This window comes from Streptomyces sp. UNOB3_S3 (assembly GCF_020740895.1).
GTDB lineage: Bacteria > Actinomycetota > Actinomycetes > Streptomycetales > Streptomycetaceae > Streptomyces.
On record NZ_JAILXP010000232.1, the window covers coordinates 1 to 11,846 of the forward strand.

An 11,846-nucleotide genomic window follows, 5' to 3' on the forward strand; every position below is an offset into this window, starting at 1 on the left:
CGCCGACGAGACGCTCGTGGCCTGCCCCGAGACCGGCGCGGCGAGCGCCGAGCTGTGGCCCAGGGAACGGCGGCCGGAGCGTGTGAGGGCGGTCGGCAACGTCGACGCGTGGCTGACCGCCATCGCCGCCGGCGACGCCGTCGGCATCGCGGCGGCAGGCACCCGGGAGAGCCACCGCTACCCGGGCGTGGCCTACGTCCCCGTCTCCGACGCCCCGGCCGCCACCGTGTACGTGGCCCACCCGGCGCAGCCCACGCACCCGCGGACGGCGGATTTCCTCGCCGTGGTGCGCGAGACGGTGAGCGTCTGACGGAACGGCCGCCCTCCCGGCTTGAACCTCACGTGGCGTGAGGACGCATGGTTGACCCATGACCGCTTCCACGACCTGGAAGGTCGGTCCGCTCGCCGAGGCCAGCGGGCTGACCGTCCGTACGTTGCACCATTGGGACACCATCGGCCTGCTCAGCCCCTCGCGGCGCACCGTCGGAGGACACCGGGAGTACACCGAGGACGACCTCGTCCGGCTCTACCAGGTGCTCGCGCTGCGCGGCCTGGGGCTGGGTCTGGAGACCATCGCCGTCTGCCTCGACGCCGGGATGGACCCCGGGCGGCTGGTCCGCGACCACCTGGCGAAGGTGGAGGCGTCCATCGCCGCGCTCGACGTCCTGCGGCAACGGCTGCGCCGCCTCGGCGACAGACTGGCGGCCGACCAGTACCCGACGACCGGCATGCTGCTCGACGCGCTGCACGCCATCGGCGGCACCGGCCCGGAGGGCGAGCACACGCTGCGCCGCCACCTGGACGACGACCAGATGCGGGTGCTGGAGACGCGCGCGGCCGCCCTGGGGCCCGCGACCCACTATCTGCTGGAGATCGAGTGGCCGGAGCTCCACCGCCGGGCCGACCGGCTCCGTACGGCAGGGACCCCGCCCACCGATCCGAAGGTCCGGCGCCTGGTGGCGCGCATGGACGAGCTGAGCACGCTGTTCACCGGCGGCGACGCGGGGATCGCCACCGGTGTGCGGGCCGCGTGGCGTGACGACCCGGCGGCCGTATCCGGTGACCCGGACGCCCCGGCCGACGAGTGGCGGGAGCTGGCCGACTACCTGGACGCGGCCCGCGCCGCCCGGGCCGTCTGAGACCTCGTCACCACCTTGCCGACCACCTTGCCTTTCCCCGCTTCCCCCGCTTCCGCCGAAGGAGCCCGGCCGTGAGCCACCGCCGTACCACCCGTGTCCGCCTCGCGCTGATCGCGACGTTCCCCACCGTGCTGACCGTTCCGCTCCTCGCCCTCCTGGCGGCGTTCGGCGAGGTCCCCGGAGAGGTCCTCCCGGCCTTGCCGGTGGCGCTCGCCGTCCACGCCGTCGTCACCTACCTACGGCTGGGGAGGGCGGTGACTCGTTAAACGCTCAATCCTTGGCCAAAGAACAACGCGAATCCGTCATCCGGGGACGGAGTGGTCCTGTGCGGCAGGAGCAGCTGCGAGAGTCCGTCTGCGGCCCCCCTACCTCGGGGGCCCAGTGGAAGAACTACTCGACGAAGGGACCCTTTCGTGGGGAAGAAGACCGCCACAACACTCGCGGCCGCCGCACTGATGGCCATCACCCTCACCGGCCAGGCGAGCGCGGCCACTCCCGGCCACCCCTCCTCGGCGACCGGCACGACCGCCACGGCCCAGGCGAGCGGCGCCAGAACCATGGCGAGCCAGGTTCTCTACGCTCCGTTCGTCCTCGAGAGAGGCCAGTCGGTGACGTCCGACACCGCCCAGCTGGTCATGCAGTCCGACGGCAACCTCGTCGTCTACGACGAGTTCGGCCGGGCCCGCTGGGACTCCAGGACCGTCAACAGCGGCTGGCGGGCGGTGTTCCAGGAGGACGGCAACTTCGTGGTCTACACCCGCTCGGGCAAGGCCGTCTGGAACTCGGGCACCGCCGGTCACCCCGGGTCGCGCCTGGCCGTCCAGGACGACGGCAATGTCGTGATCTACGACGGCAGCCAGGCGATCTGGAACACCCGCACGGCCCACTGACGACAACGGTCGACGACGTCGGTCGACGACTACTTCGATCGACGACATCGAACCGGCGTCCGGCGGTCGCCTCGCGACCGCCGGACGTGTCACACCGGCCGGCGCAGATGGTTCCGGGCGAGCACGGTCATGACCGTCTGGGTCTTCGACGCCTGCCGCGGGGCGGGCCGGAGACCCCGCTCCAGTATGGTGCGCTCCAGCAGCTCCTGGGCGCTCGGGGCATCGGCGTGCGGGGCGCGCAGGGACAGTTCGAGGAAGCGCGGGCCGTCGTCGCCGACGCTCCAGAACTCGGCGGTGAGCGGCCGGCCGAGGTCCGGCCGGGAGGGCTTCCACCGGACGGCCCTGACCGGGCCGAGGGCCACGGCGTCCCGCAGCCCGTCGTCGGTGACCCCGGCCTGCGCCAGCAGGTCGCGCTGGCCGGGGGTGAGCGGGGGCGGCCAGGCGGTGGTCCCGTCGCCGTCGCCGGCGAGGGGCGCCTCGAAGTTCCCGTCGACCTTGAGCGAGGCCGACCAGACGCGGTCGCTGCCGCTCCAGTCCTCCTCCACCTTGAACTCCCACCCCTTCCCACCGCGGTTCTCGCGCCATTTCGGGGGCAGCGCGGCAGGGTCGCACGGCCGGAGTTTCGCCGTGATGTCGCTCTTGTTGCCCTTGTCGTCCTTGTTGTCCTTGCCGCCCCTGTCCGGCGTGCGCAGCCGGATGATGGCCCCGGCCTCCGCCAGCGGGAGACGGATGCTGTCGCCGTCCTCCCGCGGGGCGTCCCAGAAGTAGATGCTGAGGTGCTTCCCGTTCCCGGGCTCCAGCCCCAGGGACCGGCACGCGTCCTCCGCCGTCCCACCGGCAAGGATGATCTTGATTTCGGCCTCGGCGTTCCTGAACGTATCCGCCATGTCACCTTTTATGGCACAGAGGGAGTGCACGCGCCAACTGGCCGACATCCATCGGACATTAAGGGTTCATCATTGCCGCCGAACGGCCGATCGGACGCCTTCCGGCGCGCCGCGCACCGGCCCCGCCCGGCCCGCCGGGATCCTTGCCCCGTGAGTGATGCCCCGTGAGCGATCAGGACTCGCCGCACCACGGAGGGCCCGTCCAGGCCACCGAGGGGCGGCTCAACTGGCTGCGCGCCGCGGTCCTCGGCGCCAACGACGGAGTGGTGTCCACCGCCGGCCTCGTCGTCGGCATCGCGGGCGCGACCGAGGAACGGGGCACCCTGCTGACCGCCGGGCTGGCGGGGCTGCTGGCCGGTTCGCTCTCGATGGCCGCGGGCGAGTACGTGTCGGTCTGCGCCCAGCGCGACGCGCAGCGGGCCGCGCTGGAGCTGGAGGAGAAGGAGCTGCGCGCGCATCCCCGAGCCGGGTTCGCGGCACTGACCGCCGCGCTGGAGCGGCGCGGACTGAGCCATGGCGTGGCCGACGCCGCCGCCCGGGAACTCAGCAGGAACGACGCGTTGCGGGCGCACGCGCGCGTGGAGCTCGGCATCGACCCGGACGACCTCACCCACCCCTGGTCCGCGGCCGTGGCCAGCTTCCTCTCCTTCACCGCCGGCGCTCTGCTGCCCCTGCTGCTGATCGTCCTGCCACCGGCCGACTGGCGGTTGCCGGTGACCGTCCTTTCCGTTCTCGCCGCCCTCGTCGCCACCGGCTGGGCCGGCGCCCGGCTCGGCGGCGCCACCACCCGCCCGGCGGTGCTGCGCAATGTGATCGGCGGGGCGCTGGCCATGGCGGTGACGTACGGGGTCGGCACACTGCTGGGTTCGGCCGTCTGACCTCCTCCCCCGCGAGGAGCGGGGGAGGAGGTCAGGCCGTGGTACCGCACACCCTGTCGCCTCACGCGGGCTGAACGAGCCGGATGGCGATCGCCCAGGCCACGATCGACGCGGCATCAGGACTGTCGTGGTCCTTGGAGGACGCGGTCACGTACTGCTGCGTGTCGTTGACGACCGGCTGGAGGTTCCACAGCAGGCTGCCGTCGGCGTGGTAGAAGACCCGCGCCCCGGCGCCGGTCAGCGACCATCCGTCATCCACCTGCGCCGAGGCGGTGGGGTGCTGCGCCGAGCCTCCCGCCCCGGAGAAGGCGCGCGAGAGCACGGTGCCGACCGGAAGCGACTTCGGGATGCCCATCACATAACTGGTGATCCTGGCGAGATCGTTGACCATGTGGTCCTTCGACCGCACCGTCCAGGTCGCGCCCGAGGAGGACGACGACGCCATGGCGGGGTACGAGGCGGTGGCGATGTTGCCGTCCTTCAGCCAGTCCACCTTGAAGCCGCCGCCGAGCATCACGCACCGGTCCGAATTGATGCCGGCGGTGGCCTGCGGGGCATGGGCGGGAGCGCCGCTGGCCCGGGAGCTGCTGCACGAGTTGACCCAGGCGCGCAACTGGTCCCTGTCCACGCCCTCGATCTTCAGGCCGATCGCGTAGCCGTTGAGCTCGTGCGCCTGCCGCCTGCCGTTGTGGTCCTTGGACGACACGATCCACGAGCCGAGGTCGTTGCTGGGATAGGAGGCGGTCAGGTACGCGCCGTAGGGATACTCCGCCCCCGTCGCGCCGCCCCCGATCGCGATCATCGAGGGGTCGGTGACCTGGACCCGGTGGTCGGTCCAGACCGACTGGGCCGGCTGGGCGAGTTCACTGAACACCGCCACGGTCACGCGGCCGCTCGCGTCGTGATACCTCGCCACCTCGGCGGACCGCCCCTGCGCGGAACTCCCCGGAGGTGCGAGGGGAGCGCGGCCGGCCGCTGTCGCGGAGCCGCCGAGCTGTACCCCGGTCAGGGCCAGCAGAAAGGTGAGCAGGGCGAACAAGGGTTTCGATCTCGCCGGGCCGCGCATGACGCTTCGCATGATCTCCTCCTTCAGTTCTTCGGTCCTTGCTGTCCGCATGGGCGGACACCTGACTGTGGCCCGGCCGTGATTCCGCCCGTAATCCCGAGAATTGGGGAGGTGGGCGCGGCGCCGCGACCGTGCTATGCCGGGCGGTCCCGGTCCGCTCAGCGGGCCGGGAGCTTCCCGCCCTCCCCGCGCCCCGGCATCCTGAGGGCCGGAGGAGGACTTCGGTTGGCGGTATCCGGTGCGCGGAGATGTGTCCCAGGTGACACGCCGTCTGGAGGCGGCGATGGGGGAGCTGTTCGTCCGGGACGAACTGGCCGAGCTGGTGTCGCGGGCGATCGGCCCCTGGGTGGCGCACGACGGGTTGCGGCTGTTCGGGATGAACCCGGTCACCGGAGCGGTCTCGTTCGGGTTCCTCCACGCGTTCAGCCCCGGCCTCGTCCGGGACCAGTTGCACGAGTCCTATCTGGGGGACGACCCCTTCAGCCCGGTCGACGTCGCCCGGCTGCCGGCGCCGGTGGGCCTGATCGGTGGGGACGACCGCGCCACGCCGGTGGCCCGGGCAGGGGCTCCGGGGCATGGGCGCGCCCGGGAGATCCTGACGGCGCACGGTGCCGGGTGCGAGCTGCGCCTGCTGCTCCGGGACAGCCGGGGCCTGTGGGGTCTGCTGGCTCTGCTGCGGTCGGAGGGCGGCAGGGCCTTCGGCCCCGACGACGCCGAGCGGCTCGCCCGGATCTCCGCACCGCTGATCACCTTGCTGCGCCGGTACGCCACCGCCGGCGAACCCCGTACCGCCCGGCCGTATCTGCCGGCCGGGGTCGTCATCGTCGGCGCCGACAACGAGGTGCGCTCCCTCACCCCCGAAGCGCGGGCGTGGCTGGGGGAGATCGACCCGGCGCGGGGCTTGGCGCCGGAGTGGATGCCGGTCGTGGCGATGCGCGAGATCACCCTCGCCGCCCGGCGCCACCTGATCGATCCGAGCGCTCCGCGCCCGGTCGCCTGCAGCCCCGCCGCGTTCCTCGGCCGCAGGGTCGCCGTGCACGCCCAGCCGCTCGACGCGGACGGCACGGGCGATGTCGCCGTGATCCTCCAGGAGGCCACCGGGGACCTGCTGCTGCCCGTGTTCTCGGCCTGGTACGGCCTCACCGCCCGCGAGCGCCAGATCGTCCAGCACCTCCACTCCGGCGCGGCCCCCAAACAGATCGCCCGCAGCCTGAGCGTGTCCCTGCACACGGTCAACACCCATGTGAAGACGGTGTTCCGCAAGACGGGCGTCAGCGGCCGGGACGAACTGCTCGCCACGCTCGGGGCGTGACGGGCACACCGTCCATGGTCAGGGGGCGGCGAGGACGAGCACGACGTTGTGGCCGCCGAAGCCGAAGGAGTGGCTGACGGCCGCGCGGACGTCCTGACGGCGTGGCAGCTTGGTCACGCAGTCGATGCCGAACTCCGGCGCGGGGGCCGCGAGGTTGGCGATCGGGGGTACGAGGCGGTGCTGGATCGTCAGGACGGTCAGCGCCGCCTCGATGGCCCCGGCCGCGCCGAGGGTGTGGCCGAGGACGCCCTTGGGCGCGGTGACGCTGGGGCGGTGCGGCAGGACCCGGGCGATCAGCGCCGCCTCGGTGGCGTCGTTGAGCGGGGTGGACGTGCCGTGCGCGTTGACATGCCCGATCTCGTACGTGGCGAGCCCGGCCTCGCGGAGCGCGCCGCGCAGGGCGGCCTCCGCGCCGGGGGCTCCCCCGGGCGGTGCGGTGGGGTGGTGGGCGTCGGTGGTGCTGCCGCAGCCGGCGAGCAGGGCGCGCGGGCGGGCGCCGCGCGCGGCGGCGTCCCCGGCGCGCTCCAGGACGAGGACGCCGGCGCCCTCGGCCAGCACGAAGCCGTCGCGGTCGGGGGCGAACGGACGGGACGCCTCGTCGATCGCGTCGGTCCGTCCGGACAGGGCGCCCATGCTCCGGAAGCCGGTCGCCGACAGACGGCTGACGGCCGCCTCCACGCCCCCGGCCACCGCCACGTCGCACGCCCCCGAGACCAGCAGGTCGCGTGCCACGGCGATGGCGGTGGCACCGGAGGCGCAGGCGGTCGCGGGAGCGAGGCTCGGCCCCCGGGCCTTGAGGTCGATGGAGACCTCGCCGGCGCCGAGATTGGGAATGATCATGGGAATGGCGAGCGGCGAGACGGCGTCGGCGCCGCGTCGTCCCAGACACCGGTACTGCTCCTCGACCTTCTCCAGGTTGCCCATGCCACAGCCGATGACGGTGGCCACGCGCGAACCGTCCCAGCCGGCCGGGTCCAGCCCCGCGTCCCGTACCGCCTCGCGGGCGGCCAGGACGGCGAGCTTGGCGGGTCTGCCCATGCGCCAGGACATCCGCCCGACGCGACGGTCGATGGCGTCCTCACCGAGGGGCACGCGGCAGGAGAAGTCCACGGGAAGGCCGTCGAGCAGGGGGTCGCGGGCCGCCGTGCCACGGCCTTCGAGGACGGCCTCCCAGGTGGCGTCGGCACCGTCCCCGGCCGGGGTGACCAGGCCGAGACCGGTGACGGCGACCGGCGGCCCCGGCGGATTCACGGGGCTCCCACCGCCTCCCCGCGCCGCAGGGCGTCCAGGTGCTCGGTGACCTCGGCGAGGGTGGTGAGGCGGGTGGCGTGCGCGCTGTCGAGCTTCACCCCGATCCGCTCCTCGAGGATGAGGGCGAACTCGGCGAGCGCGAGGGAGTCCAACTGGAGCTGCTCCAGCGTGGCCTGGGGGCCGACCTCGTGGTCCGGCACACGGAAGGTCGTGGTGAGGATGGAGTGGATGACGGCGTAGGTGTCGTTCATGACGTGTGGTCCTTTCGGTCGTGGACGGTTCCGCCGGTCAGGGCACGGGGGACGGGGTGAAGCACGAGAAGCACGGGTCGGTGACGGCCGCGGCTCACCGCAGGAACCTGACCCTGCCCGTGCCGCGCACCGTGCGCAGGCCCGCACCGGCGCACTGGCTCACGTCGCTGGTGGGGGTGGCGCTGCCCGATACGTACGCCCCGGTGAGCGGCCCGCGGGTGACCTTGCCGCCGAGGAAGGCGTCGGCGGGGTTGTGGCCCTTCACCGTGTCCCGGAGGGGCTGGAGGGTGGAGACGCCCGCGCGGCGCCCCGCGGTGTCGTACCAGACGATCCTGCCGGAGCCGGTGATGCCCGAGGCGCCACCGCAACTGGCCAGGGCATTGCCCTGGATCATCGCCATCCCGCCGCGCAGACGTGGTTCGGAGCCGTCCGGCGAGGTGCAGTGGGTCACGCGGAACGTCCCGGTGACCCGGATGGTGCGGGGTTGGCGGGTGAGTTCGGGGGAGAACGTGACCGGGCGTTCGGTGGCCGTCGCGATGCGACAGCGCAGGACGGTGCGCATCTCGGTGGGGGCGGCGGTCGCGTGGGCCGGGGCGGCGGCGAGGGCCGTCGACGCGAGCAGGGCCGCGGCGGCGGCCCTGAGCGGGCGGAGGAGGAGGCGTGGCGGGGTCACGAGGGGTCTCCTTGGCAAGAAGGACGGCGCTGTGCAGAAAGGGGATATTTCAGGCGATATGGAGCATGGTTCCATGAGGACCGCTGAAGTCGTCGTCAAGCGGCCCGGCATGTCCACACGTCGGGCGTCGTCCGGGCGTTCCCGGCCGCCGGGTCAGAGCCGGGGCGGCCCCTGCTCGACGCGGTGGAGGACCGTGCCGAGGTGGGAGAGGCGCGGGTCGCGGATGGGGAGCCGTTCGTCCCACCAGGTGGCGCCCGCGTCGAGGAGGGGCCCGATGAGGTCCCGGGCGGCGGCCGTGTCGTTCGCGGGGGAGACACCCCCGACGACCACCTCGAAGGGCGTGTCACGCCGGTCGTCGGGACGGTGCCGCCGGACGTAGGCCACCAGGTCGCGCAGCTCGTCCGCCGGAGGGGTGCTGCCGTGCCCCGCGGAGCCGAACAGGGGCACCGCGCCGTCCCAGCGGGCCGCGCGGCGCATGGGCCTGCGGTTCGGCCAGTAACCGGCCATCCACACGGGTGGGCGCGGGCGCTGCACGGGTGGCGGCAGCAGTGCCACGTCGTCGGCGTGGAAGTGACGGCCGTGGTGGGTGACGGGTCCGCCGGTCCAGTACCGCTCCAGCAGGCCCAGCCCCTCGTCCAGGCGTTCGGCGAGCAGGGCCTGGTCGGTGGGCTCGCCGAAGCTGCCGTACTCGTCCTCGACCGGCCCGCCCAGGCCCGCCGCGAAGACCACCCGGCCGCCGCTGATCCGGTCCAGCGTCGCGACCTGCCGGGCCAGCTGGTGCGGCCGCCGCCGGGGCACGGGCGTCACCAGCGTGCCCAGCCTGACGCGCGTGGTGGCCAGCGCGGCCGCCGTCAGCAGCATCCACGGGTCGCCGACGGGGCGCGGGGAGCCCTTGTGGTGGACGACGTGGTCCCACAGGAACACTCCGTCCCACCCCGCCTCCTCGGCGGCCATGGCCAGGGCCGCCACGTTCCTGGCGTCGGCGAAGTCGCCGAAGTTGGGCACGTTCACCGAGTACCGCATCCTGGCATCGTGGGCCCGGCCCGCCTTCCCCCGCAATGGGTCCGCGTGGTCCTGGCCATGGCCTGATCGCTTTCTTGTAGGGCCTTCCGAAGGCGCTTAGCGTTGCGACCGCATCGGCAGCAAACGTCGTAACTCCCTTTCCGCGTCAGCTTGGTGCGGGGTTCCCGCATGCCCGAGGAGGAAGCCGTATGCCCGAGTCCAGCGAGCCGTCCCCGTTCGTCAAGGCCCACAACCAGGAAGTCATCAACACCATCCCGCCCACGCCCGGGGACTTCGAGGACGCCACCAGAGGGCTTCTGGCCCAGCCGGACGTCCCCGCGATCTACTCCAAGGACGACAAGAGCACCGTGGTCTGGAACTTCTCGGCCTACGATTTCCTCCAGGGCGGTGACCCCGCCGACTGTCCCCCCTCGGTCAACCCGAGCCTCTGGCGGCAGGGCCTGTTAACCGCCGTCGCCGGTCTGTTCCACGTCACGAGCGACGGGCTCCACACCGTCTATCAGGTGCGCGGCTACGACCTGTCCAACATGACCATCATCACCGGTGACACAGGCCTGATCGTCATCGACCCGCTCGCCTCGTACGAGACGGCACAAGCCGCTCTGAAGCTCTTCCGCGAGACCACCGAGAACACCGCCCCCATCAAGCACGTCATCTACACCCACAGCCACGTCGACCACTTCGGCGGCTCCCGGGGCCTGTTCGCCGACAACGGCGGCAACGCGCCGGAGGGGCTGCGCGTCTACGCGCCGACCGGCTTCCTGGAGCACGCGATCAGCGAGAACGTCCTCGCCGGACCGGCGATGGCGCGCCGCTCGGAGTACATGTACGCGGCCAACCTCGACAAGGGCCCGCGCGGCCAGGTCGGTGCCGGTCTGGGGCTGACGATCTCCACCGGTGAGGTCACGCTCCTCCCGCCGACCGACTACATCGGCGGCGAGCTGCACCAGCCCACCCCGAGGGACAAGTGGTCCACCTCGGAGTGGGTGATCGACTGGCGGCCGGGGCTGTACGCGCTGACGATCGACGGCGTCAAGGTCGTCTTCCAGCTCACGCCCGGCACCGAGGCCCCGGCGGAGATGAACTTCTACTTCCCCCAGTTGAAGGCCCTGTGCATGGCGGAGAACGCCACCCACACCATGCACAACATCCTCAGCCTGCGCGGAGCCCAGGTCCGTGACCCGCACGCCTGGTCGAAGTACCTCACCGAGGCCATCCAGACGTTCGGCGAGCACACCGACACCGAGTTCGCCTCGCACCACTGGCCCCGCTGGGGCAAGGAGAACATCGTCGAGTTCCTCTCCAACCAGCGCGACATGTACGCCTACCTCAACGACCAGGCCCTGCGCCTGATCGACGACGGCTACACCGGCATCGAGATCGCCGAGAAGCTGGAGAAGCTCCCGCGCGGGCTGGCCGAGCACTGGTACGACCAGGGCTACTACGGCTCCCTCAGCCACAACCTCAAGGCCGTCTACCAGCGGTACATCGGCTGGTTCGACGGCAACCCCGCCCACCTGTGGGACCTGCCCCCGGTGAAGTCCGGCGTCCAGTACGTCGCGGCGATGGGCGGCCCGGAGCAGGTCCTGAGCACCGCGCGCCAGGCGCACGAGGCCGGCGAGTACCGGTGGGCCGCCGAACTCCTCAACCACGTCGTCTTCGCCACCGGCGACCCCGCCTTCCAGGTCGACCCGAAGACCCTCGAAGCCGTCAAACTGCTCCAGGCCGATGTCTTCACCCAGCTCGGCTACGGCGCGGAGAACGGCACCTGGCGCAACTTCTACCTCACCGGCGCCCAGGAAGTCGTCAAGGGCCCGCAGAAGGCGATCGAGCACGGCGCGTCGGACCTGGTGCGCAGCATGAGCCTGGAGCAGTTCTTCATGGCCATGGCCAAGAGCATCGACGGCCCGAAGGCGGCCGAGGAGCAGAGGGATCCCATCGTGCTGCGCTGGGTCGTCACCGGGAACCCGCCCGAGGTGGTCGAGGGCGTGCCCCAGCCCGGCACCCCCGACCGCGAGTGCACCGTCACCCTGCGCAACGGCGCCCTGATCTACGTCGAGGGCAGGGACCTCCTGGCGGGGAGGACCGACGCCACCATCACCCTCTCCCGGGCCGCCCTCGACCAACTGGCCCTCTCCGGGCACCTCTTCACCGTCAACTTCGACAAGGAGGTGAAGGAGGGTGTGATCCAGGTCGACGACCTGAGCGTGGCCAACACCGTGTTCCGCTACCTCACCTTCCCCCGCCCCTCCTTCCCCATCGTCACGCCCAAGACCGACCGGTAGCCCCCGCGACCGCCGGCCCCCGCGACCGTTCGCGGGGGCCGGCGGCCCGTCGTTGAAAGAGGCACGAAGTGGCGTGAGATGCCCTGGCGGCGCGGTGGGCCGCACGGCCATCGTGGTGTCGTACGCCCCGGCATATGCCGGACAGCCGGCACTTCGGAACCACTCCTGGAGGCAGCCCCGATGGACCAGAC

At 72.2% G+C, this 11,846-nt stretch carries 13 protein-coding genes; 7 read left to right on the forward strand and 6 right to left on the reverse strand.

Annotated features, from left to right (window positions below; genetic code table 11):
• The 4 genes from K6I33_RS23145 to K6I33_RS23160 all read left to right on the forward strand — a co-directional run.
• On the forward strand, window positions 1–310 hold a 310-nt coding region (locus tag K6I33_RS23145), incomplete at its 5' end, for a LysR substrate-binding domain-containing protein (RefSeq protein ID WP_229356307.1).
• A gap of 58 nt (window positions 311–368) precedes the next feature.
• Window positions 369–1,139: a MerR family transcriptional regulator gene (locus K6I33_RS23150; protein ID WP_229356309.1), complete on the forward strand. Its 771-nt coding sequence runs from the start codon at window positions 369–371 to the stop codon at window positions 1,137–1,139.
• A gap of 71 nt (window positions 1,140–1,210) precedes the next feature.
• Complete coding sequence (locus K6I33_RS23155) at window positions 1,211–1,405, forward strand: hypothetical protein (RefSeq protein WP_229356311.1); 195 nt, start codon at window positions 1,211–1,213, stop codon at window positions 1,403–1,405.
• 147 nt (window positions 1,406–1,552) lie between these two features.
• The gene (locus tag K6I33_RS23160) at window positions 1,553–2,029 is read left to right on the forward strand and encodes a hypothetical protein (protein WP_229356312.1); all 477 of its coding nucleotides are present in this window, start codon (window positions 1,553–1,555) and stop codon (window positions 2,027–2,029) included.
• Window positions 2,030–2,118: 89 nt separating this feature from the next.
• On the opposite strand, the gene K6I33_RS23165 is transcribed toward K6I33_RS23160, so the two are convergent.
• Window positions 2,119–2,916, reverse strand: coding sequence for a hypothetical protein (locus K6I33_RS23165; RefSeq protein ID WP_229356314.1), 798 nt, complete (start codon window positions 2,914–2,916; stop codon window positions 2,119–2,121).
• 164 nt (window positions 2,917–3,080) lie between these two features.
• Here K6I33_RS23165 and K6I33_RS23170 point away from each other — a divergent pair, with 164 nt between their 5' ends.
• On the forward strand, window positions 3,081–3,794 hold the full coding sequence (locus K6I33_RS23170; RefSeq protein WP_229356324.1) for a VIT family protein: 714 nt from the start codon (window positions 3,081–3,083) through the stop codon (window positions 3,792–3,794).
• A 61-nt stretch (window positions 3,795–3,855) separates the two neighbouring features.
• Here K6I33_RS23170 and K6I33_RS23175 read toward each other — a convergent pair whose 3' ends face one another.
• The gene (locus K6I33_RS23175) at window positions 3,856–4,872 is read right to left on the reverse strand and encodes a hypothetical protein (RefSeq protein WP_229356326.1); all 1,017 of its coding nucleotides are present in this window, start codon (window positions 4,870–4,872) and stop codon (window positions 3,856–3,858) included.
• 247 nt (window positions 4,873–5,119) lie between these two features.
• On the opposite strand from K6I33_RS23175, the gene K6I33_RS36385 reads away from it, so the two are divergent.
• Window positions 5,120–6,172, forward strand: coding sequence for a helix-turn-helix transcriptional regulator (locus tag K6I33_RS36385; RefSeq protein ID WP_229356328.1), 1,053 nt, complete (start codon window positions 5,120–5,122; stop codon window positions 6,170–6,172).
• Window positions 6,173–6,190: 18 nt separating this feature from the next.
• On the opposite strand, the gene K6I33_RS23185 is transcribed toward K6I33_RS36385, so the two are convergent.
• The 4 genes from K6I33_RS23185 to K6I33_RS23200 form a co-directional block, all read right to left on the reverse strand.
• A complete protein-coding gene (locus K6I33_RS23185; protein ID WP_229356330.1) occupies window positions 6,191–7,423 on the reverse strand; it encodes a beta-ketoacyl synthase in 1,233 nt (410 codons plus the stop codon).
• On the reverse strand, window positions 7,420–7,674 hold the full coding sequence (locus K6I33_RS23190; RefSeq protein ID WP_229356332.1) for an acyl carrier protein: 255 nt from the start codon (window positions 7,672–7,674) through the stop codon (window positions 7,420–7,422). The genes K6I33_RS23185 and K6I33_RS23190 overlap by 4 nt, the downstream gene beginning before the upstream one ends.
• A 94-nt stretch (window positions 7,675–7,768) precedes the next feature.
• Window positions 7,769–8,347, reverse strand: a complete 579-nt coding sequence (locus K6I33_RS23195) for a hypothetical protein (protein WP_229356334.1) — start codon at window positions 8,345–8,347, stop codon at window positions 7,769–7,771.
• A 153-nt stretch (window positions 8,348–8,500) separates the two neighbouring features.
• Window positions 8,501–9,370 (reverse strand): LLM class flavin-dependent oxidoreductase, encoded by an 870-nt coding sequence (locus K6I33_RS23200; RefSeq protein WP_229356335.1) that lies wholly within the window; start codon window positions 9,368–9,370, stop codon window positions 8,501–8,503.
• A gap of 188 nt (window positions 9,371–9,558) precedes the next feature.
• On the opposite strand from K6I33_RS23200, the gene K6I33_RS23205 reads away from it, so the two are divergent.
• A complete protein-coding gene (locus K6I33_RS23205; RefSeq protein ID WP_229356339.1) occupies window positions 9,559–11,655 on the forward strand; it encodes an alkyl/aryl-sulfatase in 2,097 nt (698 codons plus the stop codon).
• Window positions 11,656–11,846 lie beyond the last annotated feature (191 nt).

Excerpts from the sequence above, each read along its gene's own strand:
- K6I33_RS23200 (WP_229356335.1), bottom strand. The coding sequence starts at position 9,370 with ATGCGGTACTCGGTGAACGTGCCCAACTTCGGCGACTTCGCCGACGCC.
- K6I33_RS23175 (WP_229356326.1), bottom strand. The coding sequence starts at position 4,872 with ATGCGAAGCGTCATGCGCGGCCCGGCGAGATCGAAACCCTTGTTCGCC.
- K6I33_RS23165 (WP_229356314.1), bottom strand. The coding sequence starts at position 2,916 with ATGGCGGATACGTTCAGGAACGCCGAGGCCGAAATCAAGATCATCCTT.
- K6I33_RS23190 (WP_229356332.1), bottom strand. The coding sequence starts at position 7,674 with ATGAACGACACCTACGCCGTCATCCACTCCATCCTCACCACGACCTTC.
- K6I33_RS23150 (WP_229356309.1), top strand. The coding sequence starts at position 369 with ATGACCGCTTCCACGACCTGGAAGGTCGGTCCGCTCGCCGAGGCCAGC.
- K6I33_RS23205 (WP_229356339.1), top strand. The coding sequence starts at position 9,559 with ATGCCCGAGTCCAGCGAGCCGTCCCCGTTCGTCAAGGCCCACAACCAG.